The sequence below is a fragment of the Congzhengia minquanensis genome, from assembly GCF_014384785.1.
Taxonomy (GTDB): Bacteria; Bacillota; Clostridia; order UBA1381; family UBA9506; genus Congzhengia; species Congzhengia minquanensis.
Genome location: NZ_JACRSU010000002.1, coordinates 334,339 through 360,565 on the forward strand (window position 1 = coordinate 334,339; position 26,227 = coordinate 360,565).

Consider the following 26,227-nt stretch of genomic DNA (forward strand, 5'->3'; position numbering starts at 1 on the left):
AATCCTCCTTTATATCTGTGCGCCCAGCGTTCTTAATTCGGTAGCAAACGCACCATATTGCGATGGGTCAAGCTCTGTAATGCTGCTGATGCCGTAGCGCGCAATCAAGTCCGTAAGCAGCTTCATTTTTCCCGCGTCTATCAATGCCGTTCCGGCTGTTGCGATCATTTCCAGCGTATACGCCGGAGCTGCTGTCGGAACCGGCGCGGTCTGTTCAACCGGTACCGACGTAGGGGCAGGCGCCACAGGAACCGCACTCGTTGGTACACCAGTTACCTGAATAGGGTTTGCCGCCGGCACAGCGTCAGCACCCACAGAGGTAGTGTTGGTAGCTTCCGCACAGGTCGACGTCCCATTCTGTAAGCCCGGCACGCGGGCGCTCATTGTTTGTGCAAGATTGTTGATGGCCGCCGAAAGGTCGGGGGCTGTGATGGTTAATTTCATTTCTAACATGGGTAAAATCCTCCTCATATAATTTTTCTTTACAATCGCATTTCTCGTCCGGGTCAAGGTTCGCACCACAATCCGGGCAGGTGTGGTAGTATGGCATATCAGTCACACTCCTTGGCCGGCTTCTGCGCCTTATCTAAATACGCGCTAATCGCTTTAACTTCAAGCGCTTCGGCTTTATTTAGAGGGAGCGCAGTACTGTCCGATAATTCTGCCACTTTGCACGGAGCCTCCAACAATTCTTGCAAATTTACGGCTGTTTCAATGCCGCGTGCTATGCCGCAGTGGTAAGCGCTATACATCAAATCAAACGCCATATCATTTAGTGCCTCGATTGCCAGTTTGAGTTCCTCGGATACGGTGTTTTTGATAGCCTTGACCGAACCGGTGAACAGCTTTTCAAGTTCTTTATGCCTTGTTGTTTCAAATACCACAATTTCATCACCGTATATGATATGTTCATACATTTTTGTTGCGTTACTCACAAAATCACCTCTTGATTTTTCCAATATTATGTGATATACTTTAATTAATGGTTTTTCTTAGCGGTTAATTCCGCTTGCCCTTTGTGCTGGTAACACAAGGGGCTTTCTTTTTGCAATCATTGTTCCTCACCCCCAACTACCAAATATACGGTTTCCGTGTTCACCGGCTCTTTTAACCGCTTGTTGTCTGCCGACGTCTGATACATTACGCCGCTGGTTTTTACCTCGTAAATCTGCACTTTTCCGTCTTTTCTGCAACCTGAAATCAAGCTGGAAAACACCGCAAACAAAAATGCAAATAAGGCAATTACTATGACGTTCTTAACTGCACGTTCCGCTTTTTTTCTGTTCATGTATGTCACTCCTTTCTAAATTTATGCCTGTATATTCAGTAAATTTTTTGGGGCTTATATAATATGTATACCGCCCGCCCGATATTTGTATAGCGTTTCCAAATGGTAATTTACCACATTGTAAGCCAACTCTAACAAACTGACTACTTACATGCATTAGTTTTGCAGCCATAGCTACTGATATTTTAGAAGTTGCAGCTTCTGTTTTCATTTTATATCTTCCTTCCATTTCTTATGATTTTCAACCAATTGTACTGCATGGCCCGAACCTTTGACCTATAAGCCTGTTAATAAAATAAGTCTGTCCCTTTCCTGTTACTTTTGTCGTTTTGGTAATGCGGACGGTACCATCAGGATTGCTGATGGTTCGTTCTTTTACCTCAAACAAACCAAGCTCCATAGCCTTTTGTGTTGGCATGTTCCGGCTCTCACCAGATTTAATCAAAAATCCTTGATTTCTAAGATACGAAAATAACCGGTTCTGCCCCATTTCAACGCCGTTCTGGCGGATAAGTTTCGCAAGGTCACCAATTAAGATTGAGGTATGCGCTTTTTCCACTGCGTCAGCAAATAACACTTTTGGCTTGTCTTGCTCAATTTTGCTGTTCAACTGTTTTACTGTATTCAGTGTGGTTTTAAACAACAGCTTTGTCTGCTCGTCCGCAAACGGAAGATAAGTATTAATAAACATTTCGTCGTTGCTGACATAACCGCCTGTCTTGCGTATTGTGGGCAATATCTCATCAAATACCCAGCTTTCAAACTCTTGTGCTTTTTCAAGCTTACTGTGAGTGATTAGGCGATAAACATTGCCTTCGCTTATAAACTTTGCCTGCTGTGTTCTGCCGATATTATCGGTGACCGAACAAAACGTTACCCCATCTTCCCTGCAATGGTCTTTTACTGCCTTTTGCGGATTTGTGTAACCTAAAGCCTTAGCTATATCACTACCACAAAACACTATTTTTCCTTGTTCCTCAATTGTCCTAACCTCTCCGAATGTTTCGTTTTTAAAAATCTGTAGTTGGTTCATGTGAACCCTCCTTTCCTAAAATTTATATATAAAACAAGATAACGCACGGTGTAATACAATGCCGCGTCCGTCCAGGACAACACTTTTATCATTATTAATTTGTGATGTGCGTTACCTTGCTTTAAACAAGGTTAGTTCAGTTTCTTGATTTTACAATTTCTCTATGATATAATCAACACGAAAGGTGTGATTAGATGAAATTGGATTTACCGGATATTGCCAAAGGTAAAATATTACCGCCTGCAATTCAACAGAAAATACATAAAGAAATGATGGATAAAGAATTACGCAAGAAACAATTTAGACATGATTGGTTACTTGCTACTTTTAGCGCCGTTTTGGGCGGTATATTCGGTTTTATAGCCTCATTGATGTTTTGGATTGTGACTAAATAAAGAGCCTAAATATTAATGACACTAACAAAGACATTAAACCAGCGATTGCGACGCATGAAACATTACGCCAATAATTTCCGCGTCTTTCGGCATCGTTTCTTTTTTCTTTCTCATGCAGGTAATATTTAAACAATTCCAACTGCTCCTGCTTCCGGCAATTAACTATTTGATATTTTTTAGACATTTTATTACCTCCTGCGGTCATTGTTGCTTTGATAACAACGTTAATAACGCTTCAATTATGCGGATAGGGCTTTCATGCATAACAACAGCAATAACAATTATTGGAATAACAATTGAAATAATCAATCTTGTTATCCAATCAACAACGGTGTACCAACGCGGCATTACTCGTCACCTCCTGCAATTGTTAGTTGATAATTTTGCTTTTTTATGATACACTATCCATGAAAGGAGAGATATCGTATGAAACTTAATCCTGATTGCATAAGAGATATTTTGCTTTTAACCGAAGAGCGCGAAAGCATCATGTCCCCAAATAATTATCCAGAATTAAATAAGTATTCCAGAGAGGAAATCTCATATCACGCGAAGCAATGCAACAATGCCGAACTGTTTGAACGATACAGACAATATGTAGATGGCGGTTTCAGTATCGTTGATTTAAGCGCAAAAGGCCATGAAGTTTTGGCAAAAATAAGGTCTGATAACGCGTGGTCAAAAATAAAATCCGGTCTTCGTTCTGTCGTTATAAGCTCCGTCACAAGTCTTATCGATGGAATTTTAAGCGGTATGTTCAATTAACCTGAATTGTCATTGCCTGATAACATATCAATCTTTAATGTAAGCTCTGCAAAATCCGCGGGGCTTTTCTTTTCCAGTTTAAAATAGGTCACGCCGTGCAAAGCTTCGTCATTAATAAAAAGCTTTGTTTTTCCGTTTTCCTCTGCCACTTCAACCTTGTTTATACGTGCCACTCGTCTCACCCCTTGCGATTGGTTTCTTTTAACGTAACTTCATGACCAAAAAAAATAATATTAGGGTCCACTCTAAGGATATTAGCTATGTCGGCCATCTCTTTTCTTCCAAAATCAATTTTTCCACTAATACGCATAGATAGGGATTCTCTGCTCAAATTAAGCTTATTAGCAAGACTTGTAATATTATATCCGGCCATTACCATATACGCTTTAAACCTATTGGTTTCTTCTTTGGTCATATATTGTTGATTCATATCAACACCTCCTCGGTTTCTTTTAACGTAACTACAGTATATCACGTTTTCCGTAACATGTCAACACTTTTTTTGAAAAAAGTTTCGTTTAACGTATTGACAATTTACAAAAAACAATATATAATGTTAACGAGGAGTGAGAAAAATGAACATTGGTGACAGAATACGTCAATTAAGAGAGCAACTCGGATTAACTCAAGAAGAAGTTGGAAATAAAATCGGTGTAACAAAAGCTACGGTCAATCGATATGAAACTGGAGAAATTGATATAAAAAGAACTATTGCAATAAAATTAGCTGATGTTTTAAATTCTACTCCTTCATATATAATGGGTTGGGAACCAGACCCATCATTAGAAGAAAGCAACAAGTCACCAGTTAGTTCTTTTTTGGCAAAGAAAAAAGTAATAGCAGATATTAAAAGCAGCGCAACAAACACCTACACGATACACGGCTCTCAGGGGAAAGGGTCAGTCGTGAAATCGTCAATCCCAAAGGATAAAGGTATTTTAGCATATAATGAAAAAATCTATGAACTAACACAAGCAGAGTTTACAGCTCTTGAGGGTGTAATTAAAGCAATGAGAAATGAAATTAGAGATTAAAAATTAAATAATCTAAATTATGACATTTTAGTGTTTGCCAATTATCGACAAGCAACGACATCTTTTGCTATAATAATTTTAGATTTTTTAAAATTATTTAAGGGGGAAATTTGCTTTATGGAAAACATTAAAATGTTGTCGTACAGGTTTTTATTGGAGGCTCAATTTAAGGAATTAAACATACCAATTGAGCAGTTGGAGGCTGTACTCGAAAAACAGGACATTATTTTAGCTGCTTATTCGGCGGCCGAATCTATTCAGGGAGCGATGCCGGCTGATGTATGGCCTGAGGTTTTGGAGGGTATGAGGCAGAATGACGGGATTTCCGTAGTCTGTGATGATTTCACGGCTATCCTATATTCCGACGATTTATGTTATGGAAAGAAGCTACATACCATTTACCATGAGTTAGGACACATAAAAGCAAAGCATAAACGTTCCGGCAAAGTAAGGTTTGCGGAAAACGAAGAGCAGGAGCGTGAAGCTGAGGCGTTTGCATATTACACTGTGGCGCCGCCATGCATTTTACACGAAATCGGCGGTATGTCAGATTGTGTCTTAGCACGTCTTACCGGACTGGACAGCAAGTCAGCAGCGGAGGCATACCGTTTGCTGGAAGAAGATAGACAAGACCGACTGCTTGCGACGGAAAAGCAACTTATTTTACAATACAGCGGATATATAAAGTCCAATCAGGCGGGAGAGTGCCGAAGTCCACAGCTAACAGTATTTGGCCTTGCTGCAGCCATTGTAGTTGCCTGCATTTTATTAGGTCTGTATTTAAATAATAGCAAATCAGATGTGCCGGATATTATAACAATACCAATTACAAAAGTGACAGAGATGGAGCCTGTAACAGTAACCAAAGTCACAGCAAAAGAATTAGAGCAAATCGTCTGGAAAGCAGAAACGGGCGACGTGTATCACACCGACCCTAATTGCTATTATATACCAAAAAACGCCGTTACTATGTACCTTGATGAAGCCATCGCTGTCGGGTACCGTAAGTGTAAGGACTGTGAATAACTACAAAATAGGGGGACTATGATGAACGAGGAACAAAAAAGATTTTGTAAATACTGCGGAGCTGAAATTACTCAATCTACAAAAATTTGTAAAAATTGCGGTTCTATAATCAGTAAGGAGCAAGGTTCAAAAATATTAGATTACCTTAATTCTGATGTTGGGAGCGGTACAAAACTGTTTTCAAAAATGACGAAATGTAAAACTTGCGGAGCTGATATTGCAAAAACAGCTAACGCTTGTCCCCACTGTGGCGCAAAAACACCAAATCAAATAATAAATGACGCTGCGTGTGGCTGTCTGGTTGCTCCTTTCATCATAGTTGCTATAATTATAATTGCAACAATATTTGGCGTTATCTCGCTTTTAAAATAAAACCAAAAGTATAAAAAGCCTACTGCAATAGGTGTAAAATAATTAAAAAGAACTCCCAGTGCTGCAACACAAGGAGTTCAGGTTGAAAACCAAATCAAAAATGAAAGCCAGCAAGCATTTCAAGGATGATTTGATATTTTTTATTATATCATTCATTCTTTGAAAAATCAAGATTTTTTTTGAGAGGGAAATGATATATGCGATTGCCAAATGGATACGGAAATGTTTCAAAGCTTTCTGGTAAAAGAAGAAAGCCGTGGAGAGCGAGAAAAACAGCCAAATGGATTATTGATGATAACGATAACAATAAACTAAAACAACAATTCATTACAATTGGCTATTTTGAAACGAGGCAGGAGGCACTTCAAGCATTGGCCGAATATAATTCTAACCCTTATGACTTAAGACCTGATATAACATTTAAAGAAATATATATTAAAATGACTGATCAAAAATTTAAAGAAATCAGTAAATCTAATATTAATGGGTATGAAGCGGCGTATAAACTATGTGCAGGTATTGAAAATATGAATTTTTTAGATATTAAATTGGCGCATCTGCAAAGTGTTGTGGATGATTCCAATAAAAATTACCCTACATTAAGAAAGCTAAAGGTTTTATTTAATCAGATGTACGACTATGCTGTAATGCATGAAATTATAGGCAAGGATAAACATATTGTTGAGTATGTTAATATTGGAAAACCACAAAAAAGCAATAAACATTTCCGCTTTACACATAATGAATTAGAAACAATGTGGCGTTGGGCTGAAAAAAACGAGTATATTCAAGTTATTCTTATGTTAATATATACAGGGGTACGCCCAGGTGAATTATTTAATTTAAAGAAACAAATGGTTAATCTTAAAGAAAAATCAATTTTTATTGAAAAAGGCAAGAATGATAATGCTGTCCGTAAAATACCTATCCATGACAAAGTATTTCATTTTTTCATCAACTGGATGAATAAAAATGATTCTGCATATTTGATAACTCAACTCAATGGAAAACAGATAATGTTTAAAAATAACCATGGGCAATTTACAGAAACATATTGGTGCCCTCTATTGTCGGAGATGAATATTTTAAAATACAAAAACGATAGGGGTGAAACCAAAGAACATACGCCAGACGATACAAGACATACGTTTACTACAATGTGGAAAGAAAAAGGGCTTGATGAGGCAATGAGAAGAAAAATTCAAGGCCACAGCGGAAAAGGCATCGGCGAAATAGTATATACTCATTTTGAATTTGAACGTCTAAGAGAAGAACTAAATAAACTTTAGCCAAAGTTATTATATGTGTCATATGCGTGTCATATGTGTGTCATATAGCTAAATTTTTAAAGGAATTTACAAGAACCCAAAAGACAAAGAACCCCGAAAACACGCTGTTTTCGGGGTTTGTAAATAAGCAATATTTATCTCTTGGAGAACTGCGGAGCACGACGTGCGCCTTTGAGTCCGTACTTCTTTCTTTCTTTCATTCTTGGGTCACGGGTTAAGAAACCTGCTTTTTTCAGAAGCGGTCTGTAGGTTGCTTCATCAGCTTCTAAAAGTGCTCTTGAAATGCCGTGACGAATCGCACCCGCCTGACCGGTAAAACCGCCGCCTACAACGTTTGCATAAACATCAAACTTGCCCTCTGTTTTTGTCAAAACCAAAGGCTGGTTTACAATAATTTTCAGTGTTTCAAGACCAAAATAGTCATCTAAAGGTCTGCCGTTTATAATAATATCGCCTTTACCGGGCAAAAGTCTTACCCTTGCGACGGATTTCTTTCTTCTTCCTGTACCATAGAAAAAGTCTGCCATTTATTTCTCCTCCTTATTTAATCTCTAAAGCCCAAGCTTCAGGTTTCTGTGCTGCGTTATCATGTTCTGCACCGGCATATACTCTAAGTCTTGTTAAAGCCTTCGCGCCCAGTGTGTTGTGCGGAAGCATGCCTTTTACAGCTTTCATCATTGCAAATTCAGGTTTTTCCTGCATGAGCTTGCTGTATTTCACTTCTTTTAAGCCGCCCACATAACCTGTGTGTCTGTAATAGATTTTCTGGTCCAGCTTTTTGCCGGTGAGCACGGCTTTGCCTGCATTGATGATGATAACAAATTCGCCGCAGTCGACATGAGGAGTAAATTCAGGCCTGTGCTTTCCTCTCAAGATGCTTGCTGCTTGTGTTGCTACTCTGCCCAACGGTTTACCGTCAGCATCTATAATGTACCATTTTCTTTCCACTTCATTGGCTTTCGCCATATAAGATGTACTCATATTTTGCTTAACCTCCTAAATTTAAACAGAATTCATCTGTCTTTCTATCGCAACGTTAAATATTATAAAACAAATATTTACATTTGTCAAGTACTTTTTTTATAAAAATCAAAATAAGTTTTACAAAGTCCGTTTTTCTCTCATTTACTTTCATTTGCTTTCAAATGCTCAAACTCTATTTTAACTTTTTTTCTAAAAAACTCACAATTTCGCTGTGAATTTCTGTAATTTCTTTTATTTTACCATTCTCAGCGCAGCAAACTCTGTTCCAGCCCAAATGACCGCACACATGCAACGCATTTTCGTATGCTGCTTTTAAATATGTCTCATTTTTTTCGTGAATATCCTTTTGCGCTTCTCCCGTGATTTTATTTTTCCGGTTTGCCATGAGCATTTTCGCATATTGCGGAGGCATGTCTAAAAAAATCACGGTGTCAGGCACAGGCAGCCCCAATCTGCCATATTCAAAATCGCACAGCCAATCGATAAATTCTGTTTTATCACCATCAATTTTCATCGCCTGGTGCACAATGTTTGATGTGACATACCGGTCGCAGACAATCGTGCCGCCCTCTTCATAGAAAGCGCCCCATTTCATTTTAAAGCTTGCATACCGGTCAATTGCATAAAATGCAGACGCCGCATAGGCATTCACATCTCCTGGGTTTTCACCCAAATCGCCTGCCAGATACCGTTTCACCGGCAGGCAAAAATCGCTTTCATAGTCTGGAAAAGACACCAACTGCACTTGGCTCCCCTTTTTTTTCAATGCTTCATACAACAACTTTGCCTGGGTTTCCTTGCCGCTGGAATCAACACCCTCAATTACAATCAGCCTGCCCATTATTTTGCCTCCGAAAGATAGGTTTTGCGCATAAGCTCCACCTTGCCGCAGCTCATTTTCCCCTCGGGGCACGGCCCGCTGACGCAGGACGGCCCTGCTTTTTTAAACAGCGTCGGCGCAACCTCTTGAACCAGCTTCAGCATTTCGTTTGCCAGAGCGCGAATTTCCCACTGCGCCCTGCTGCAACAGCGGTGGCGGAAAAAGTTCATCAGGCTCCTTGCGTTCATAGTAACGACCATTTTTGTCTCGCAGGCGTTGGGCAGAACAAAGCGTGCATCTTCAATTGCCGCCTTTTCTGCCTTGGTTTTGGCCTGTTTTTCATCCATTCCCTGCTCTCTCAATGCTTTAAAGTGTTTCTGAAACAGAATTTCTGTCAGCTTGTCATAGGCCGCCTGTTCCTGTTCCATAGTTTCCAAAAACACTTTTTTTGCCTCTGGAATCGCCTCAATTTCCGGCGGAATTATGTACTCAAACATGCCTTCTTTTACATAGCGCTGAGATTTTACGCTATAGCTTGCGAGTCTGTGCCGGGTAATTTGCGCAAGCAGACTGCGGCTTACCCCCTCGATGCCAAAGGTAAACGAAACGTGTTCAATGGGGCTTTCATGGCCTAAATTCATCAGCATATTTAAAAACTTATCGGTTTTTTCGTCTGTCAGCCCGTCTAAAATGTTGTCCACACCGCTGTCGGAATAGCAGAGTTTTGCAGCGGCCGCCACAATTTTCTCCGGTTCGCCTGTGTGCTGTAATAGCGTTACTCTCATGGTTCTACCTCCGTAATGTTCAGTCGGTCTTCTCTATCTGATTCTAATTGCTTTTCTAAATCTTTTACACTTTGATAAGAAACAAATCCGCGCATCCAGCGCAAAAAATCTATGGTGATGGTCTGCCCGTATAGGTCGCCGTCAAACCCGATGAGATGGGTTTCCACCCGCTCGATTTTCACCTTGTCGAAGCTTGTGGTTCCCACGTTTGTAATTGCCTGATATGGCACGCCTGCAACATATGCTGTGGTGGCATATACGCCGTATTTCGGTGTTAAGCGCCACTCGGGTACAAGGATATTGGCCGTTGGAAAACCATAGGTTCTGCCCAATTTTTTTCCGGTAATTACGGTTCCGGTAAACCTGTATGGCCTTCCCAAAAGCTGGTTTGCCAGGCCGATGCTGCCATCTATAACCGCATTTCTCACTTCAGAGCTCGAACAAACCACGCCGTTCATCAAAAGCGGCTTTACAACATGGACAGAAAAGCCATACTGTTCACCCAACCTGCTCAAAAGGGCGGCATCTCCGGCAGAATTTTTGCCAAACCGGTTGTTTTCTCCTACAACCGCAAGCTTCATGTGCAGCTTGTCCACCAAAACTTGCTTCACAAAGTCCTCCGGCATTCGGTCTTTCACGTTTTCAAATGCTTCAAAAATGACTGTATCAAGGCCAAGTTCTGAAAAAATTTCTTCCTTTTGCGCCTTGTCTGTAATGGTTTTTAGCGTGCCTTCGCCTTTTAAACAGTTTATCGGGTGCTTTAAAAAGGTGTAAACCACCGGAGTGAGATGTTCTTGTTTTGAAAGCGTTTTAAGATTTTGCAAAAGCTTTTGGTGACCCTTGTGAATACCGTCAAAATTGCCGATGGTAACGGCAGTTCTGTCTGTGTTTTCCAAGCTAAAACGCCCCCTAATAAAAACTTTTGTCCATTGCCAAAACAAACTGGCTTCCGTCTTTCATCACTTTTAAAATACACAGCAGCTCACCGCCGCTGTAAATCCGAAATAATTCGTTTTCACAAAAATCGCAAATGTGCAATTGTTCCGGTCGAAGCCTTATCCCGTTTTTTAGCTTTGCCGCGCTTGCCTCGTCTGCTTGAACCAACTTTAAGCCAGACAGCGCCTCGTCTGGTGAAATCAGCAGCTGTTCGGCGGTTCCGTTTTTCGCAGCCAGCTCAATTTCTTCAAGGGTGTGGGAATTTCCTAAGCAAAATATGCCGCTTTGCGTCCGCAGCAAAGACTCCATCGCCGCCCCTGTGCCTAATTTTTCACCGATGTCGCGGCACAGCGCCCGTATGTAAGTGCCTTTTGAGCAGTGAACCGCAAGGTCAAAAGAGGTTCCGTTAAAATTAGACACATCAAGGGAAAAAACGGTAATTTTTCTGGGGCTGCGCTGGGTAACAATGCCCTTTCTTGCAAGCTGGTAAAGCTTTTGACCGTTTACCTTTATGGCGGAATACATTGGCGGAACTTGCTCAGTTTCGCCTGCAAAGCTCTGCACCGCCTGAATTAGCTCCGTTTCTGTAACCGCAACGTTCTTTGTTTCAAACACCGTTCCGCTTAAATCGTCGGTATCTGTCACCACGCCTAACCGAACGCGGGCCGCATAGCGTTTTTCTTCCGCCATCACCAGGTCGGAAAGCTTGGTGGCTTTTCCCATCAAAATGGGCAAAACGCCTTCCGCATCCGGGTCTAATGTTCCCGTGTGCCCTACCCGTTTCATTTGAAACGTCCGCCGTATGAACGACACCACATCATGAGATGTCATGCCTTTTGGTTTATAAACGTTTAAAATTCCAAACAACGAAGTTCTCCTTTATTTAAAGTAACTTATTTTTCGTCATTAAAATACCGATTACCGTTTTCGCGTCTTTCAGTTCCCCTTCCGCTGCCATTTCTGTCAGCCTATCCAGCGCAAATTTTTCACACGTTAAAAACTCGCCGTCGTCAGGGGTGGCCTCTCCTTTTTCTAAATCTGTAGCCAAAAAAACTGAAATTTCCTCGTCGCAAAAACCCGGGCTTGCGTAAAACGAGCCCAACAGCTCCATGTTTCCGGCGGTTAAGCCGGTTTCCTCCATCAGTTCCCGTGCTCCGGCCTCCTTTGGGTCTTCCCCCTTGTCCAGTTTTCCGGCCGGGATTTCCAGCGTTTCCTTCATAAACGGATATCGAAACTGCCGAACCAGATAAACAAAACCGTCTTCGTCCAGCGCCACAACGCCAACGCCGCCCGGATGACGCACCACCTCCCGGGTGGCCTCGCGCCCGTCGGGGAGCAGAGCCGTGTCTTTTTCCAGCCGGACAATTTTACCGTCGTATATGGTTTTGCTCGATTTGCGTTTTTCAATGAGATTCATGTGTTTTCCTTCCATTTCCGATTTGATATCGTCAAGCATGCGCTTGTCACCTTTGCTCAGTTCTGCTGTTTCCAAAAGATCAGGACGTTTAGAAAGTGTGCGTTTTAACGATTCTTTCCGTTTCCATGCCTCAATGTTCACATGGTGGCCTGAAAGCAGCACCTCCGGCACCTTTTTCCCTAAAAAGTCCGGCGGGCGCGTATACTGGGGATGCTCTAAAAGCCCGCCATATAACGACTCGTTTTCAAAAGACTCGTTTGAAGCCAAAACACCCGGAATCATTCTTGCCACTGCATCTACCACCATCATGGCAGGAAGTTCGCCGCCCGTCAGCACATAGTCCCCGGCTGAAAGCTCCTCGTCCACAATTTTTTCCAAAACCCGCTCGTCCACGCCCTCATAGTGGCCGCACAACAGCACGATATGGTCTTTTTTAGAAAGGCGCACCGCATCCGTTTGGTGAAACACCTTGCCCTGGGGCGACATATAAATCACATAAGGCTTTGCATCGGTTTCGTTTTTAATACTTTCAAATGCACGGTACACCGGCATGGGCTGCATTACCATTCCGGCGCCGCCGCCGTAAGGATAATCGTCCACCCGGTTGTGGCGGTTGTTTGCATAGTCGCGGATATTTATGTAATTTAATTCAATCAGTCCACTTGCCTGTGCCCGCCCAATGATACTCTCGCCCAAAACAGCTTGTACCATGCCGGGAAACAGCGTTAAAATGTCAAACCGCATTTTATCAGTCCTCTAACCCTTCGGGAATTGTCACATAAATTTTGTTCTGCGTCAGGTCCACCCTGTCGATAACGCCGTCAATAACCGGCAGATAAAGGGTTTTGCCGTCTATGGTCTTAATTTCATAAATATCGTTGGCGCCGGTGTTAAAAACCTCGGTAAGCTTGCCGAACACAGACCCGTTCGTCACCGCGTCAAGACCGATTAAGTCTTTAATATAATACCGGCCCTCCGGCAGCGGCAGCTTTTCAGTAAACAAAATCTTGCCCCTCTGCATCTCTGCCTCGTTCATGTCTGCCACTTCCCGGAACTTCACAATCAGTGTATTTTTATGCACACGGGACAGCTCCACGTGAAGAGGCGTTCCGTCCTGCAAGTAGAATTCTTCCATATTTAACAAATCATATAAATCGTCGGTCCAGGGAGCAAGCTTTACTTCGCCTTTAATGCCGTGGGTACCAACAATTTTTCCAATTTCAATCAGTTCCATTTTCATCCCTCTATTAAAAAGAGGCTGTCTTATAAAAGGCAGCCTCTTTATATTTTACGACGCTGCCGAGTCGCCGTCTATCAGCGCTTGTTTCCGGGAAACCACCGGCGGCTTGTGCTCCGTTACGCATTCTTTCGTAATGGTGCAGCTTTCAACGTCTTCCTCCGACGGAAGTTCGTACATAATATCCAGCATGGCCTCCTCGATGATGGAGCGCAGTCCCCTGGCCCCTGTCTTTCTGTCAAGTGCTTTCTGGGCAATGGCTTCAATGGCGTCTTCTTCCATGTTCAGCGTAATTCCGTCTATCTCAAACAGCTTTTTATACTGTTTTAAAATCGCATTTTTGGGTTCTTTAATAATGCGCACCAACGACTTTTTGTCCAGCATGTCAAGCGATGCAACAACCGGCAGTCTGCCAATCAGCTCCGGAATAATTCCGAACTTCAGCAAATCCTGGGGTTCAATTTTTGCCAAAACCTCGCCCACGTTATAGTCGTTTTTGCTTTTAATGTCTGCGCCGAAGCCCATAGATTTTGACATGGTTCTTCTGCTGATAATTTTTTCAATGCCGTCGAACGCGCCGCCGCAGATGAACAAAATGTTGGTTGTGTCAATCTGCAAAAATTCCTGGTGGGGGTGCTTTCTTCCGCCGGTGGGCGGCACAGAGGCCACCGTTCCCTCCAAAATTTTAAGGAGCGCCTGCTGAACACCCTCGCCGCTGACGTCGCGGGTAATGGACGTATTTTCAGACTTTCTGGTAATTTTGTCAATTTCGTCGATATAAATTATGCCGCGCTGAGCGTCCTCAATTGAACCGTCTGCTGCCTGAATGAGCTTGAGCAAAATGTTTTCAACGTCCTCACCAACATAGCCCGCCTCGGTTAAAGTGGTGGCGTCTGCAATTGCAAACGGAACGTTTAAAATTTTTGCCAGCGTTTGTGCCAGCAGTGTTTTGCCCGAACCGGTAGGGCCAAGCAGGAGAATGTTGGACTTTTGAATGTCCACGTCGTGTGCCCCGCTTTTATTTTCAATGCGCTTATAATGATTGTAAACCGCCACAGAAAGCGTTTTTTTCGCCTTGTCCTGACCGATTACATATTGGTCTAAAATTTCTTTAATTTCTTTTGGCTTCGGAAGTCCGCCTAAACTTACCTCCGGCTCGGAAATGTCAAAATTTTCGCCCAAATAACGGTTGCAAAGCGCAATGCACTCATTGCAAATACAAACGTTTGGGCCTTCAAACATTCTCAGAACTTCGTTTTCATATTTCCCGCAGAAGCTGCAGCGAATTTTCAAGTCTTCATCATTTCTCGTTGCCATATGAAACACAGCCTTTCTGCCCGCTTTTTTTCTGTATACAAATTTCGGGCAGAATTTGCACACAACAAAAAGATAATACTATTATACTTTTATGTATCACGGGTTGTTTTGTTACCCGAAAGGTTCACTCTCTTAAAAAGGGGCTGTCATAATAACAGCCCCTTTTTGTAAGACTCACACTTTATTTTTGAATTTCTCTTCCTGAAACAATGACTTTGTCGATCAAACCATAGGCCGCGGCCTCGTCGGCCGACATGAAGTTGTCACGCTCGGTGTCCTGCTGAATTTGCTCAATCGGTTTTCCAGTCCGCTCGCTTAAAATTTTGTTCAATGTTTCTTTAATTCTAATAATTCTGTCGGCATGGATTTTAATGTCCGTCGCCTGGCCCTGCATGCCGCCTAAGGGCTGATGAATCATAATTTCACTGTTGGGAAGGGCAAACCGCTTTCCGGGTGCCCCAGCCGCCAGCAAAAACGCACCCATAGAGGCCGCCATGCCAACGCAAATGGTAGACACGTCGCACCTTATGTATTGCATCGTGTCATAAATTGCCATGCCGGAAGTAATGGAACCCCCGGGGCTGTTGATGTAAAACTGAATGTCCTTGTCAGGGTCTTCGCCTTCCAAAAACAACATCTGCGCAACCACTAAGCTGGCGGTTACGTCGTTCACTTCCTCGCTTAAAAATATAATTCTGTCTCTTAAAAGTCTGGAATAGATATCGTAGGAACGCTCACCCCTGCTTGTCTGTTCCACAACCACCGGTACTAAGCTCATTAAAATTACCTCCGTAGGCTAAAAATTTATTCTTCGCTTTTTGTTTCTTCCGCTTTCTTCTTTCTTGTGGTCTTCTTGGGCTTTTCTTCTGCCGTTTTAGCGTCTGCTTTGTCAGCAGCCGCCTTTTTTGCTGCAGGTTTCTTTGCCGCAGGCTTCGACCATTTCGTGTTTTCCACAATAAAATCTAACGCTTTGGAAATTTTAAGGTCGGCTTTGATATTCTCTAAGTCCTCTTCCCGCATAAATTCCTTAACCTTCTCCAGTTCCATGCTGTAGGCCTCTGCCATTTTTTTGAGCTGTTCTTCTAAATCAGCTTCGCTCACTTCAATGTTTTCTTCCTTGGCGATCTGCTCTAAAGCAAGTGTACCTTTAACCTGAAGTTCGGCGTTTGGCTTAATCTGTTCTTTAAACTGGTCTAAAGTCGTGCCCATATACCCTAAATACTGTTCAAAAGAAATTCCCTGCTGTGCCATACGGGCGTTGTTTTCGCGAATGGTGCTTTCAATCCGTGTGTTCACCATGCACTCAGGAACGTCTACCGTCATGTTTTCTACAACCTTATCCACAGCGGCGTTTTCCTTTTCCTGTTTTGTACGTGCGTCAGCACTCTCCTGCAATTTCTTTTTAATATCTTCTTTTAACTCCGCTAACGTATCGAATTCACTCACATCTTTTGCAAACTCGTCGTCTAACTCAGGGAGCTCTTTATAGCTGATTGCGTTGACCTTTGTTTTGAACACAGCCGCTTTTCCCTTGAGTTCTTCCGAATGATAGTCTTCGGGGAACGTAACGTTAACGTCAAATTCGTCACCAATAGACTTTCCGATAATCTGTTCTTCAAATCCGGGAATAAACTGACCGCTGCCGATTACCAGTTCAAAATTTTCACCTTTGCCGCCGGCAAACGCTGTGCCGTCGATAAAGCCTTCAAAGTCGATGGTTGCCGTGTCCTTTTCCTGCACTGCACGGTCTTCTACCGTAACCTGTCTTGCGCCTTTTTCCTGGCGTTTTGAAAGCTCGGCATCAACATCGTCATCACTTACAGTATGTACAATGTCGTCCAGTTTTAAACCCTTATATTCACCAAGTTTTACCTCAGGCTTTACGGTAACGCTTGCAGAAACAACCAAATCCTTGTCTTTTCCGATTTCTTTAATGTCAATTTTCGGTGTGTCAACAGGCTCTAAATTCAGTTCTTTCACCGCATCATCATATGCTGCGGGCAGAACGGAATCAACCGCTTCATCAAAAAATATGCCTTCTCCATAAGTTTTTTCAATCAGTTTTCTTGGCGCTTTTCCCTTTCTGAAACCGGGAACCGAAATTTTCTTAACGTTCTTTTTGAATGCCTCGTCCACGGCAGCCCCAAAGGTTTCTTTTGAAACCGTAATGGTAAAGTCTACCGTATTGTTTTCTTTCTTTTCTAATATTGCTGGCAATGTCTTTATCCTCCCTGTTAAAACTTCTCATTTGTGTATTATAGCACACAGGCTGCACTGATTTCAAGTCTTTCCTCAAGAAAAACTTAAAATTGTTAAAAATGTAAGTATTTGTTCATATTTTAACAAATGAATTATGATTTATTTTTAAAGAAAGGAATAAAATATTTCTTTTTTTCAAACAATACCTGTATACAAACGAAAAGAAAGGAAGGGACTTAAAACTATGACTTTAAAAAATTATGCCAGGATTCTTGCTGCTTTATTCATTATATGCGCTTTAAGTTTCGGACTTTACATGAATTTTTCCGAAAGCGGTCCCAACGCACTGTCCAGCCGGGCAGTTATGGTTTGTGCATATAAATAAGGTAGGAAGGAACTTTTGTTTATGAAAAATAATATGACGGATAAACAATATCAGGATTATGTAGATAAAAAAACACCCAATTCACCAATTGTGAAAGACGTAATTTGGGCCTTTATCGTCGGCGGCCTCATCTGCGTGATCGGACAGCTCATTTTAAATGGGTATCAGGCAATGGGTTTCGATGAGGAGGGCGCCGCCATGGGAACCTCAACCACACTGGTGTTCTTAGGTGCATTCTTTACGGGCCTTGGCCTTTACGACCGGCTTGCAAAGTATGCCGGCGCAGGAAGCATTGTTCCTATAACGGGCTTTGCAAACTCCATTGTTTCGCCGGCCATGGAATTTAAAAGCGAGGGACTGGTTTTAGGCTTAGCCGTTAAAATGTTCACCGTCGCAGGCCCCGTTTTAGTCTATGGTATCACCTCATCGGTGGTTGCAGGTATTGTATATTATATTATGTCGTTCTTTTAACCAGAGCGCCATCCGTCATAATGCCGGATGGCGCTTTTTGCAAAAAAACAAACGGCTGAGTGCTTGTCTCAGCCGTAAATTTAATAGGATACCCGCTGAATGTCTGCACCTAAAGACCGAAGCTTTCCGTCTAAGTTTTCATATCCCCGGTCAATGTGGTAAATGTCTAATACCTCTGTTGTCCCTTTGGCGTTTAATCCTGCCAGCACCAGCGCTGCACCGGCCCGCAGGTCGCTTGCAACAACCTTTGCTCCTGTAAGCTCCGGCGTTCCTTCAATTACAGCACAGTGTCCTTCCACCTTAATGTTTGCACCCATTCTGCACAGCTCCTGCGCATGCATAAACCGGTTTTCAAAAATCGTTTCTGTCACAATGCCCGTGCCGTCAGATACCGACAAAAGCGACATCATCTGCGCCTGCATGTCGGTTGGAAAACCAGGAAACGGAAGGGTTTTTACGTCTGTTGCGGTGTAGTGCCCGTTTCCCCGAATTCTTAGAGAGTTGCCGTTTACGTCAATTTCAGCGCCGATTTCGCACAGCTTTGCGGTTAGGGGTTTAATATGCTCGGGGATAACACCGTTTATGGTAATATCTCCGTTGGTAATTGCAGAAGCAATCATAAAGCTGCCCGCTTCAATTCTGTCCGGCATGATGGAATATTCCACCGGCTGAAACGTTTTCACTCCGTGAACGGTGATAGAGTCTGTGCCCGCGCCGCTGATATCAGCGCCCATAGACGTCAAAAAGCACGCCAAATCGGCAATTTCAGGTTCTGCCGCAGCATTTTCAATGGTCGTTACGCCTTCAGCAGCCACAGCAGCCATTAAAATGTTTTCTGTGGCGCCAACGCTGGGAAAATCCAAATAGATTTTATTGCCTACAAGCTTTTTACATGTGACCTCAACAAATCCAAAGCCTTTTGTTATCTCAGCGCCAAGTGCGTCAAAGCCCTTAAGATGCAGGTCAACCGGCCGCGAGCCGATGGGGCATCCGCCGGGAAGTGATAAGCGAACCTTTTTCATACGGGCCAAAAGGGGCCCCATGACCAAAAACGAGCCTCTCATTTTCGATGTCAGGTCATAAGGTGCAACGGTGTGGTCTAAATTTTGCGCATCCACGGTTACGTTGTTAGCGCCGTCAAAACTAACGCGGGCGCCCAAGCAATTGAGAATTTCACACATCACTGTAATATCAGTAAGACCGGGCACGTTATTTAAGGTAGATTTTCCCTCTGCCAAAAGCGTGGCGGCCAAAATTGGAATGGCCGCGTTTTTCGAGCCCGATACTTCAACTGTCCCGCAAAGCCTGTCTGTTTTTTGAATGATAAATTTGTCTTTTTTCCCCATTTTATCCCCCCTGATTTTCTTCTACATTAAAATTATAACCTTTTTTACGGGATAAATACCAAACATAATTAGAATAGGGAGGATTAAACTGGTAAATTAAAATATAAAATTTTCCATTTTAATATGTTTTAAATTACCGCTACACGATTTCTGCTGTATATTGCTTTTGCACATTAACACAGCGGGATTTCGAATCCCGCTGCATCATTTGCTTATATTTTTAATTTGCCATTTCTAACGGCACAGCCCCAATAGTGGAATCCACCTGAATTTCAAGCCATTTAGTGCTCTGTGTTTTTCCCGATGGATTGGTAATTGTTACGGTGTTTTCTCCATTGCGAATTGCGGAAAGATCATCAACCACAAACTGCATAACCCGCGGTGCCGTTTCTGAAACGTGGCTTGCGGCCGGCTCACTTGACGTTGATGCACTCCAAATAAATCCAGGTACATGAGGCACATCGCCGATTTGCGTTGCCGAACCACCATTTACTGTTACCGTCAGAAGGTTTTCTTCAAAGCCCTCCATTGCGTCTATTCCAACCAAAACTGTGTAATAACCGCTTTCCGGCCTGCTTCCTGTGTTTATCACAAAGCTGAATGAGTCTGACAGTGCGATTGGATAAAGCGTATTTGAATAATCTCTGCAGGTATTAACATAGGCCCGCATTCCTGTTTCTGCTTCTTTCTGTGATGCCGCAGATTTTAGTTTTTCGGTTAAAATACTTTTTCTCGTTTTTACGCCGTTTTTGTCAATATAATACGTTGAACCTCCGGAGTCGCTGTTTGGTGCAAAATGGTTAAAGAAATAAACGCCATCAGCACCCTTCTCGTAAGCTGCACTTGCAAATCCCTTAAACTGTTCCAGCGTAATCCACATGATGTATCCTTCCTTCGCCCGCGAATCACAACGCACGGCCCAGTCTGTTCCGCACAGAAGACTGTATGGATGATTTTCCGTATTCTTCGCATTAATGCTCGAGCGCCACTCCTGAACAGGAATGTGATAGTAGGTGGGAATATACCATCCCTCAACCGTCAAAACATCAATTGAGCCGTCTGCAATCCATTGCGCAGCGTCTACGCCATAATTTATGTTCATCTGTTCTTCCGGATAAATCCGTGCAGAAATTTTAATTTCTTTTCCGCGGCTTTCCGCTATGGCATTCACAGTGTCCCGAAGCTCTTTGATATAGCGGTTTAACTCCTGTCTGCCGGCTTCATCTGCTGTTGACATAATCGGGCAGGAACGCAGATAATCAAATTCAATACCGTCAATATCATATTTTTCACAAAGCTCTATAATATAGCTCTTAAAATAGTTCTGCGCTGCTTTTTTTGTATAATCCATGCTACCTCTTGAACCGTTAACGCCTACCTCTGCGGCGCGGTTATACCTGAACGAGGAATTAAATCCCGGATCATTAGGATAATGATGGTCATTCATGCGAACAGAAACCCATGCCTCTGCTCCGAAATCATGTGTTGCGTCAATCGCCATGTCAACAACATCAATACCGCGTTCAATCATTGCCCTGTACTTGCTGAGCATGCTCGTAGATTCACACACGGGTGCAACTGTTTTTATCACATTTCCGTTTTCATCCCGTTTTGCCGTTCCGTCGTTATTTGTTTCTACGTTATATAGCATGGAATCAATTGCATCGCTGTCCACAACAGACCGGCTGTAACAAACATTAAATAACATTCTGCCTACCGGTGCGTTTTGCAGATAATTGGAAATGTATTCTTTCGTATTTTTCACATATTCTTCCGGTTCGGATGATGTGCTCCTGATTACCGCACTCTCCAAGCCGTCTGCGGCAATGTTCACCATTACGTTTTTATTTCTTTTCATTTGAGATATTTCCTTTGTCTGCGCAAGCGGCGTCAACGTCCCGTCTCCTTTCCACAAAAACGCTTTCGCCCGGCAAGTGCCGGACAGTCTGGAACCGGATACGTTGATTCTGCCATTTTGTATGGTATCTGTGTACTGCTTATTTTGATAAGTACCAAGCAGTGCTCCCTCTGCATCATACATTGCAATAATCGCTAAAACCTCCGTTCCCAGAAGGCTTTCATCCATAATACTGCCCTGTGCGGAAAGCTCATCGCTATAAATATCTGATGTAAAATTTACAAACGAACCGCCGAAAAATACCGGCTCTGTCACGATTTTATTTGTAACTGTGTCGCCGCAAATACCGATAAATTCCATTTTAATATACCTTCCGGAATCATTTTCTGTCAACAAATAATCTATTGTTTTCTCTGTCAAAAAACCATACTTTAAAGTTGTATAATTAACGTTATCCCGCGAGCATAATATACGATATAATATGTTTGTTCCATCTATCCGCGAAACGGCGCCTGCTGAAATGACGCCTCCGTTTTTTACCTCTCCGGTTAAAGGAACCGCATCAATTACGGGAACTTGTTCAACCAGCGCAATGTCATCAATATCGTAGCTGAGCGATTCTGTGTTACCTCCTGCCTCGGCTGAAAAGCCCAAAACCGCATTGCTCGTCTTTTCGTCGGTAGAAAAAAGAATCTCATAGTTTTGCCACTCTGCAGAAAGTGCGGGATAACCACCGTCTGTAAGTGTCAACAACTCTGTCTCTGCTGTTTTTTCACCATCAAAGGTTGTATAAACCGGAACAAGATTGACACTCTCTGTATCAGATTTCGCCCTAAATGTAAGCTTGTATTCGGTATTCGCTTTTCTGGGTACATACTGTTTCAGCACACGAGTGTCTGTGTCTTCTCCACCTGCGGAATTTGCAAACTGCGTTACCGTAAGATACGGATTTTCAACGAAATTGTAAGATGCCGTAGTATTTTCCCCGACAAGCCAAGTCGGATAATAGGTCACAGGTGAGTTCCAGGAGGTTTCAAACGTGTGCGGCAAATCAAAGGCGCCGTTGAAAGGTGCCGCGAGTTTTTCCAGTTTAATATCATCAATTGAGAATTCACAACCCTCGCCGTTGTTTGCACCGGTAGGCGTGGAAAACAGTCTTGTAAAAAAGTACGCTGAAAGCGTTTCACCTGCAACATAGGCCGAGTTCTGAGTCTTGTAGTAGCATTCAAAATACTGCCAATCGTATGTAAGAGTAGGATTTTCACCGTCTTCATTATTCATAAACAGCTTTGAATTTTCTCTGACGTGATAATCCTCTGTCCAACCAAATCCGCCGCTAAAAAAGAAGTAACCGGTAAGATACTTGTTTAATGCCGTTTCGTTATCTGCCTTAGCCCACCAAGACAACTTATAAACTCTGTCAGGTTCAATGGTAAGGCCGTCATATTTAACGCCCCCCATGGTGCCGGCGGCCGCAGCTTTCAGATGAGCAGAACCGCCGACTCCGCCTGTAGGTGACAGAGAAACCGTGCAATCTGCCCCTGTCATCCCTTCCAAACCATTCTCAAAATCAATATCAATCAAAACCGAATGGTCCCCCTCAGTTGTTTCTTCATTAAGAGCTGCGGGAACACATATGAAATCGTCTACCATATATTCAACATCTGTGGTCTGCCCACGGAATTCCAGTTTACTTGCCGTTCCGTAAACATTATGTACAGAAACAGCTCCCGAAGACCATACATTACAGGTTTCGGAAACGGTATATTTCACAGAATACTGATACCAACCGCCGCCCATATCGGTTTTTACGGGGAGTGCCATTTCGTGATAGCCTGAAAGTTGCGGCGAAATGACCATTTCGCCGTTGTCTCCCTCATCATACCAGCTATGATACACCACCACATGACATTTGTCAAGTGCGTTCGGATTATCCTGCGGCGGTTTTACTATTATGGAAATATCATATGTTGTTCCCACAACGGTATTTATGCCGTTAATCGCCACACCCGACATTTTATTTGTTCCCTGAGATATTTTTAATGCACCGTCAGAACCGGCATATCCGCCTGCCTGCCACACATGGTTTGCGGTATAAATTGCCGAATATCCGTCCGGTGTTTCAAAGCCGCAAATTGTGACATCATTTACCGTTTCATTATTTTCTGCGCCGGACAGAACCGGCAAGAAAGTAGACAGCATTAAAACAAAAGTTAAATACAAAACAAATGCTTTTTTCATTTCTGTTCCTCCCTGTTAATAAATTGTTTCAGAGGACTCACAGAGGCTTCTAGCATCTCCAAAATGAAGCTGTTCACCAGTTTAGCGCCCTCATCATTTATATGGATACTATCATTCATTTCATAACAGTAGTATGTGTTAAAAGCAGTTTCCGCCCCCATTTCCATGCAGTAATCATACATTTTTTTGTTTAAGTCCAAAACCGTTACATTATTTTCATTTGCTACCTCAATCATAACGCCGGCATAGTCCGAAATTGAGTTAAAAGTAGTCGCCACGCCAATTGCGGGAATCGGGGTTACAAACAAGATATTTAATCCTGCTTCTCTGCCCTCATTTATAAACCGCTCCAAATTTTTACGATATTGTTCTTTGGAACAGCCAATGGTGAAATTTCCGCCGGTATAATAGTTTTTGTCATTTGTGCCTAAAGAAATGAGGCAATAGTCTCCCGGCGTGCTGTCTGTGAGTATTTCATCCCACTTTTTATTGGGATGCCACCATCTGTGTGTTGCCGATTCATCCGCGGGATTCCGTTCTGCATAAAGATATGTAAGGGAGCTTTCGCCGCGTACAGCACAGTTATCAACCGTAACGCCGCTGACAAAGCTATCATCAAATTTTGTTCCCCATCCCACACGTTGAGTCACTTCTGTGCCGTAATCATAGCATATTGAGTCGCCAATCAGATAAACTTTCAAGGGCAGAACTGCATTTTCTGTTCCGCCCAGCACCTTTGCGTGAACAATCGGCTCCAACGTTTCATCAATCCATAAAAATGCTTTAACCATCACTGTTTCTGTGTTTTTTTCAACACGAACGGTCAATTTTCCGTCCGTCAAGGTGTCATACAACGCACAAAATTCAGAGATGTTAAGCAATTCTCTGTCTTTTCCATACGCAGCAGCAATTAGCTTTATCCTTTTACCGACACACTGATTCTGATGAAGCGCTGCCTCTGCTTGAACAAAGCTGTCACCGGAGGTGGAAGTGAACTTTAATGAAGCTCCCGAAATATAGCCAGATTCCGTCACAACCTTTGGAGCAAAGCTTCCATCTACTATACCGGCAAACTCAAAACGGATATATGTTCCTACATTACCTGTTGTGATAGTATGTGAAATTGTATTTTGTGTCATCAGTCCCTGTGAAATACATGAAAAATGAACATTGTCCAAAGAGGACATCACTTTATACCGAACCTTGGAATTCGTCCCCTCGGTCGTTACGCCTGCGGTAATGGTTTTACCCACCTCAAAGCTGCCGGTAAGAGGGATTTCTGTAAATTCCGGTGAAATAGGCTTCAGTATAATATCATCAATATCAAAAGCAAAATCCGAAGTATTGGCGCCGCTGTCAGCAGAAAAACCAAGCATTCCGCTGCCTATATTGGCGCTTTCGGTGAACTTTAGCTTGAAAACCTGCCATGTATCAGACAGTGCAGGCAGTGAACCGTCTGCATTTGTTAGCTGCAAAGAATGCTCGGTTCCATCTGCATTCAGTGTTTTAATATACGGCACAAGCGTATGCCCCGCTTCCTGTGCCCTTGCGCGAAAGGATAAAATATAATTTTTACCGGCAGTTCTGGATATATACTGCCGGATGCCCCGGGTTTCCAGATCGTTCTCATTGCTGCTGTTTGCGGACTGAATCACTGTAATATACGGATTGTCAGCAGTTACTGCGCTTACCTGCGTATTCTCTCCCTTCAGCCAGGTATCGCTCACATTGGATCCGGTCTGAAATCCGTTCCACAAGCCCTTTGTCTCGAACGGAAAAGAGAAATTTCCGTTAAATGGCGTGTCCAGTTTTTCAATTTTTATTTCGTCCAGCAAAAAACTGCAATCCGTTCCGCTTCCCTGTCCGGATAAATCGTCAAAAATTCTTGTGTAGAACGTTGCTGGTAATTCGCTGTACACACTGTAAAGCCAGTTATTCGGCTTATAAATGCACTCGTAATACTGCCAATCCTTAGTTAACGCTGTGACGGTGCCATGCGCATCTGACATGGCAAGCTTTGAATAATTTCTTACATATGAAGAATTTTGATTTGCGGAAAAAACAGTTGTGCCGTCTTCGTTCTTAATGCCGGAAAAATCAAAGTATCCCGCAAGATATTTACCAACAGCCGACTCGTTGCTCGCCTTGGCAAACCAGGAGATTTTGTAAACCGCACCGGGAATAATTGATAATGCTGAATTTAACATAACACCGCCGTTTCCGTTTGAAGGAACGACAGAGATACAGCCGGAATCATCCATACCGCCTGCTTCCTGCAGGGACATCGCAGCGCCCATGCCTTTTAAAGCAACAGCTGTACCGTCAAAGGATTCGTGCAGCAAAAGATTATTTTCATGTACCATTTCTGCAGGATATACCGGTTCAACGATGAAATCATCCGCGAGAAAGCTGACATTTGCCGAACCACCCCGGAAGTCGATGCTGCAATCCGGCGAATAAATCTTGGCTTGCCCGTTGCCTGTTGTGCAGGTTTCAGCAACTGTATAGGTGTTAAAATATCTAACCCAGCCATTTCCAACATTCTCACGGTTTACAAGGCGCACGCTTTGATATCCTGTTCCGGAGGATGATGTAATTTCGCCGTTTTCATTTTCCTCTTCATAGTGAAAAAATAAGGTGACACGAGGATTCCCAAGTAGCTCCTCCGATTTAACGTTTACAGAAAACAGGTATTCCCTGCCGGAATATAACCTGAGTCCGTTCTTAAAAAAACCGCCTTTTTCATCTGTACCATTGGTAATTGACAACGAGCCAGAAGAGCCTCCAAATCCTCCGCTTATCTTTGTAAGGGAAGCACCATAGCTTGCTTTGATGTCTTCTTGATCCAATTCAAAGGTTAAATGCATAGAGTCAGATAAATCTAAGCTGTCTACACCAAAAACACAAGGAAATACAGCTATTAACATCAGCAATGCCGTTAAAATAGAACATACATACTTTTTCATTATACTTTCTCCTCTCATTTATAATTGAAACTGAAGTTATTTTAACATAGTTTTTATCAAATG

General features: G+C 42.8%; 28 protein-coding genes. 7 read left to right on the forward strand and 21 right to left on the reverse strand.

Features of this window, described 5'->3' with window-relative positions; genetic code table 11:
- Positions 1 to 9: 9 nt before the first annotated feature.
- The 4 genes from H8698_RS06650 to H8698_RS06665 all read right to left on the reverse strand — a co-directional run bounded on the left by H8698_RS06650 (position 10) and on the right by H8698_RS06665 (position 2,321).
- Complete coding sequence (locus tag H8698_RS06650; RefSeq protein WP_249311813.1) at positions 10 to 453, reverse strand: hypothetical protein; 444 nt, start codon at positions 451 to 453, stop codon at positions 10 to 12.
- A 98-nt stretch (positions 454 to 551) separates the two neighbouring features.
- On the reverse strand, positions 552 to 935 hold the full coding sequence (locus H8698_RS06655; RefSeq protein WP_249311814.1) for a hypothetical protein: 384 nt from the start codon (positions 933 to 935) through the stop codon (positions 552 to 554).
- A 116-nt stretch (positions 936 to 1,051) separates the two neighbouring features.
- Entirely contained in the window at positions 1,052 to 1,288 is a 237-nt protein-coding gene (locus H8698_RS06660; protein ID WP_249311815.1) for a hypothetical protein, read from the reverse strand.
- A gap of 241 nt (positions 1,289 to 1,529) precedes the next feature.
- Positions 1,530 to 2,321: a phage antirepressor gene (locus H8698_RS06665; RefSeq protein ID WP_249311816.1), complete on the reverse strand. Its 792-nt coding sequence runs from the start codon at positions 2,319 to 2,321 to the stop codon at positions 1,530 to 1,532.
- A gap of 194 nt (positions 2,322 to 2,515) precedes the next feature.
- On the opposite strand from H8698_RS06665, the gene H8698_RS06670 reads away from it, so the two are divergent.
- Complete coding sequence (locus H8698_RS06670) at positions 2,516 to 2,716, forward strand: hypothetical protein (RefSeq protein ID WP_249311817.1); 201 nt, start codon at positions 2,516 to 2,518, stop codon at positions 2,714 to 2,716.
- A gap of 201 nt (positions 2,717 to 2,917) precedes the next feature.
- On the opposite strand, the gene H8698_RS06675 is transcribed toward H8698_RS06670, so the two are convergent.
- Positions 2,918 to 3,064 (reverse strand): hypothetical protein, encoded by a 147-nt coding sequence (locus H8698_RS06675; protein WP_249311818.1) that lies wholly within the window; start codon positions 3,062 to 3,064, stop codon positions 2,918 to 2,920.
- 78 nt (positions 3,065 to 3,142) lie between these two features.
- On the opposite strand from H8698_RS06675, the gene H8698_RS06680 reads away from it, so the two are divergent.
- A complete protein-coding gene (locus H8698_RS06680) occupies positions 3,143 to 3,481 on the forward strand; it encodes a DUF2513 domain-containing protein (protein ID WP_249311819.1) in 339 nt (112 codons plus the stop codon).
- Here H8698_RS06680 and H8698_RS06685 read toward each other — a convergent pair.
- Positions 3,478 to 3,654 carry a hypothetical protein gene (locus H8698_RS06685; RefSeq protein WP_249311820.1) on the reverse strand — a complete coding sequence of 59 codons (177 nt, stop codon included), beginning with the start codon at positions 3,652 to 3,654 and terminating at the stop codon, positions 3,478 to 3,480. The two genes, H8698_RS06680 and H8698_RS06685, sit on opposite strands and share 4 nt — an antisense overlap.
- 5 nt (positions 3,655 to 3,659) lie before the next feature.
- Positions 3,660 to 3,911 carry a helix-turn-helix domain-containing protein gene (locus tag H8698_RS06690; RefSeq protein WP_249311821.1) on the reverse strand — a complete coding sequence of 84 codons (252 nt, stop codon included), beginning with the start codon at positions 3,909 to 3,911 and terminating at the stop codon, positions 3,660 to 3,662.
- A gap of 145 nt (positions 3,912 to 4,056) precedes the next feature.
- Between H8698_RS06690 and H8698_RS06695 the strand changes: the two genes are divergently transcribed.
- The 4 genes from H8698_RS06695 (at position 4,057) to H8698_RS06710 (ending at position 7,202) form a co-directional block, all read left to right on the forward strand.
- Positions 4,057 to 4,515, forward strand: a complete 459-nt coding sequence (locus H8698_RS06695) for a helix-turn-helix domain-containing protein (protein ID WP_249311822.1) — start codon at positions 4,057 to 4,059, stop codon at positions 4,513 to 4,515.
- A 117-nt stretch (positions 4,516 to 4,632) separates the two neighbouring features.
- Complete coding sequence (locus H8698_RS06700; RefSeq protein WP_249311823.1) at positions 4,633 to 5,541, forward strand: ImmA/IrrE family metallo-endopeptidase; 909 nt, start codon at positions 4,633 to 4,635, stop codon at positions 5,539 to 5,541.
- Between the two features lie 21 nt (positions 5,542 to 5,562).
- Positions 5,563 to 5,913 carry a double zinc ribbon domain-containing protein gene (locus H8698_RS06705; protein ID WP_249311824.1) on the forward strand — a complete coding sequence of 117 codons (351 nt, stop codon included), beginning with the start codon at positions 5,563 to 5,565 and terminating at the stop codon, positions 5,911 to 5,913.
- A gap of 197 nt (positions 5,914 to 6,110) precedes the next feature.
- On the forward strand, positions 6,111 to 7,202 hold the full coding sequence (locus H8698_RS06710) for a tyrosine-type recombinase/integrase (protein WP_249311825.1): 1,092 nt from the start codon (positions 6,111 to 6,113) through the stop codon (positions 7,200 to 7,202).
- Between the two features lie 134 nt (positions 7,203 to 7,336).
- Here H8698_RS06710 and rpsI read toward each other — a convergent pair whose 3' ends face one another.
- From rpsI to tig, 11 genes are all read right to left on the reverse strand, one after another.
- Positions 7,337 to 7,729 (reverse strand): 30S ribosomal protein S9, encoded by a 393-nt coding sequence (gene rpsI, locus H8698_RS06715; RefSeq protein WP_177679500.1) that lies wholly within the window; start codon positions 7,727 to 7,729, stop codon positions 7,337 to 7,339.
- 13 nt (positions 7,730 to 7,742) lie between these two features.
- A complete protein-coding gene (gene rplM / locus H8698_RS06720; RefSeq protein ID WP_177679502.1) occupies positions 7,743 to 8,183 on the reverse strand; it encodes a 50S ribosomal protein L13 in 441 nt (146 codons plus the stop codon).
- 175 nt (positions 8,184 to 8,358) lie between these two features.
- Positions 8,359 to 9,027, reverse strand: coding sequence for a dTMP kinase (locus tag H8698_RS06725; RefSeq protein ID WP_249311826.1), 669 nt, complete (start codon positions 9,025 to 9,027; stop codon positions 8,359 to 8,361).
- Positions 9,027 to 9,791 carry an FAD-dependent thymidylate synthase gene (gene thyX, locus H8698_RS06730; RefSeq protein ID WP_249311827.1) on the reverse strand — a complete coding sequence of 255 codons (765 nt, stop codon included), beginning with the start codon at positions 9,789 to 9,791 and terminating at the stop codon, positions 9,027 to 9,029. Before thyX ends, H8698_RS06725 begins: the two co-directional genes overlap by 1 nt.
- The gene (locus H8698_RS06735; RefSeq protein WP_249311828.1) at positions 9,788 to 10,687 is read right to left on the reverse strand and encodes a bifunctional riboflavin kinase/FAD synthetase; all 900 of its coding nucleotides are present in this window, start codon (positions 10,685 to 10,687) and stop codon (positions 9,788 to 9,790) included. Before H8698_RS06735 ends, thyX begins: the two co-directional genes overlap by 4 nt.
- A 13-nt stretch (positions 10,688 to 10,700) precedes the next feature.
- Complete coding sequence (gene truB / locus H8698_RS06740; RefSeq protein WP_249311829.1) at positions 10,701 to 11,594, reverse strand: tRNA pseudouridine(55) synthase TruB; 894 nt, start codon at positions 11,592 to 11,594, stop codon at positions 10,701 to 10,703.
- Positions 11,595 to 11,610: 16 nt separating this feature from the next.
- Positions 11,611 to 12,888 (reverse strand): tRNA (guanosine(37)-N1)-methyltransferase TrmD, encoded by a 1,278-nt coding sequence (gene trmD, locus H8698_RS13555; RefSeq protein WP_346726831.1) that lies wholly within the window; start codon positions 12,886 to 12,888, stop codon positions 11,611 to 11,613.
- Positions 12,889 to 12,892: 4 nt separating this feature from the next.
- Entirely contained in the window at positions 12,893 to 13,378 is a 486-nt protein-coding gene (gene rimM / locus H8698_RS06755; protein WP_249311830.1) for a ribosome maturation factor RimM, read from the reverse strand.
- 54 nt (positions 13,379 to 13,432) lie between these two features.
- Positions 13,433 to 14,698, reverse strand: coding sequence for an ATP-dependent Clp protease ATP-binding subunit ClpX (gene clpX, locus H8698_RS06760; RefSeq protein WP_249311831.1), 1,266 nt, complete (start codon positions 14,696 to 14,698; stop codon positions 13,433 to 13,435).
- A gap of 181 nt (positions 14,699 to 14,879) precedes the next feature.
- Positions 14,880 to 15,476: an ATP-dependent Clp endopeptidase proteolytic subunit ClpP gene (gene clpP, locus H8698_RS06765; RefSeq protein ID WP_177680182.1), complete on the reverse strand. Its 597-nt coding sequence runs from the start codon at positions 15,474 to 15,476 to the stop codon at positions 14,880 to 14,882.
- 26 nt (positions 15,477 to 15,502) lie between these two features.
- Positions 15,503 to 16,915, reverse strand: coding sequence for a trigger factor (tig, locus tag H8698_RS06770; protein WP_249311832.1), 1,413 nt, complete (start codon positions 16,913 to 16,915; stop codon positions 15,503 to 15,505).
- 388 nt (positions 16,916 to 17,303) lie between these two features.
- Here tig and spoVAC point away from each other — a divergent pair, with 388 nt between their 5' ends.
- Entirely contained in the window at positions 17,304 to 17,753 is a 450-nt protein-coding gene (gene spoVAC, locus H8698_RS06775; RefSeq protein WP_249311833.1) for a stage V sporulation protein AC, read from the forward strand.
- A gap of 80 nt (positions 17,754 to 17,833) precedes the next feature.
- Here spoVAC and murA read toward each other — a convergent pair whose 3' ends face one another.
- The 3 genes from murA to H8698_RS06790 all read right to left on the reverse strand — a co-directional run bounded on the left by murA (position 17,834) and on the right by H8698_RS06790 (position 26,164).
- Positions 17,834 to 19,099 (reverse strand): UDP-N-acetylglucosamine 1-carboxyvinyltransferase, encoded by a 1,266-nt coding sequence (murA, locus tag H8698_RS06780; protein ID WP_249311834.1) that lies wholly within the window; start codon positions 19,097 to 19,099, stop codon positions 17,834 to 17,836.
- Between the two features lie 220 nt (positions 19,100 to 19,319).
- Positions 19,320 to 23,198, reverse strand: a complete 3,879-nt coding sequence (locus tag H8698_RS06785) for a glycoside hydrolase family protein (RefSeq protein WP_249311835.1) — start codon at positions 23,196 to 23,198, stop codon at positions 19,320 to 19,322.
- A complete protein-coding gene (locus H8698_RS06790) occupies positions 23,195 to 26,164 on the reverse strand; it encodes a GDSL-type esterase/lipase family protein (RefSeq protein ID WP_249311836.1) in 2,970 nt (989 codons plus the stop codon). Before H8698_RS06790 ends, H8698_RS06785 begins: the two co-directional genes overlap by 4 nt.
- Positions 26,165 to 26,227 lie beyond the last annotated feature (63 nt).

Excerpts from the sequence above, each read along its gene's own strand:
- H8698_RS06660 (WP_249311815.1), bottom strand. The coding sequence starts at position 1,288 with ATGAACAGAAAAAAAGCGGAACGTGCAGTTAAGAACGTCATAGTAATT.
- rplM (WP_177679502.1), bottom strand. The coding sequence starts at position 8,183 with ATGAGTACATCTTATATGGCGAAAGCCAATGAAGTGGAAAGAAAATGG.
- H8698_RS06650 (WP_249311813.1), bottom strand. The coding sequence starts at position 453 with ATGTTAGAAATGAAATTAACCATCACAGCCCCCGACCTTTCGGCGGCC.
- clpP (WP_177680182.1), bottom strand. The coding sequence starts at position 15,476 with ATGAGCTTAGTACCGGTGGTTGTGGAACAGACAAGCAGGGGTGAGCGT.
- thyX (WP_249311827.1), bottom strand. The coding sequence starts at position 9,791 with ATGAGAGTAACGCTATTACAGCACACAGGCGAACCGGAGAAAATTGTG.
- H8698_RS06705 (WP_249311824.1), top strand. The coding sequence starts at position 5,563 with ATGAACGAGGAACAAAAAAGATTTTGTAAATACTGCGGAGCTGAAATT.
- clpX (WP_249311831.1), bottom strand. The coding sequence starts at position 14,698 with ATGGCAACGAGAAATGATGAAGACTTGAAAATTCGCTGCAGCTTCTGC.
- spoVAC (WP_249311833.1), top strand. The coding sequence starts at position 17,304 with ATGAAAAATAATATGACGGATAAACAATATCAGGATTATGTAGATAAA.
- H8698_RS06665 (WP_249311816.1), bottom strand. The coding sequence starts at position 2,321 with ATGAACCAACTACAGATTTTTAAAAACGAAACATTCGGAGAGGTTAGG.
- H8698_RS06700 (WP_249311823.1), top strand. The coding sequence starts at position 4,633 with ATGGAAAACATTAAAATGTTGTCGTACAGGTTTTTATTGGAGGCTCAA.
- H8698_RS06695 (WP_249311822.1), top strand. The coding sequence starts at position 4,057 with ATGAACATTGGTGACAGAATACGTCAATTAAGAGAGCAACTCGGATTA.
- rpsI (WP_177679500.1), bottom strand. The coding sequence starts at position 7,729 with ATGGCAGACTTTTTCTATGGTACAGGAAGAAGAAAGAAATCCGTCGCA.
- rimM (WP_249311830.1), bottom strand. The coding sequence starts at position 13,378 with ATGGAACTGATTGAAATTGGAAAAATTGTTGGTACCCACGGCATTAAA.
- trmD (WP_346726831.1), bottom strand. The coding sequence starts at position 12,888 with ATGCGGTTTGACATTTTAACGCTGTTTCCCGGCATGGTACAAGCTGTT.
- H8698_RS06675 (WP_249311818.1), bottom strand. The coding sequence starts at position 3,064 with ATGCCGCGTTGGTACACCGTTGTTGATTGGATAACAAGATTGATTATT.
- H8698_RS06710 (WP_249311825.1), top strand. The coding sequence starts at position 6,111 with ATGCGATTGCCAAATGGATACGGAAATGTTTCAAAGCTTTCTGGTAAA.
- murA (WP_249311834.1), bottom strand. The coding sequence starts at position 19,099 with ATGGGGAAAAAAGACAAATTTATCATTCAAAAAACAGACAGGCTTTGC.
- H8698_RS06790 (WP_249311836.1), bottom strand. The coding sequence starts at position 26,164 with ATGAAAAAGTATGTATGTTCTATTTTAACGGCATTGCTGATGTTAATA.
- H8698_RS06725 (WP_249311826.1), bottom strand. The coding sequence starts at position 9,027 with ATGGGCAGGCTGATTGTAATTGAGGGTGTTGATTCCAGCGGCAAGGAA.
- H8698_RS06690 (WP_249311821.1), bottom strand. The coding sequence starts at position 3,911 with ATGAATCAACAATATATGACCAAAGAAGAAACCAATAGGTTTAAAGCG.
- H8698_RS06670 (WP_249311817.1), top strand. The coding sequence starts at position 2,516 with ATGAAATTGGATTTACCGGATATTGCCAAAGGTAAAATATTACCGCCT.
- H8698_RS06785 (WP_249311835.1), bottom strand. The coding sequence starts at position 23,198 with ATGAAAAAAGCATTTGTTTTGTATTTAACTTTTGTTTTAATGCTGTCT.
- H8698_RS06680 (WP_249311819.1), top strand. The coding sequence starts at position 3,143 with ATGAAACTTAATCCTGATTGCATAAGAGATATTTTGCTTTTAACCGAA.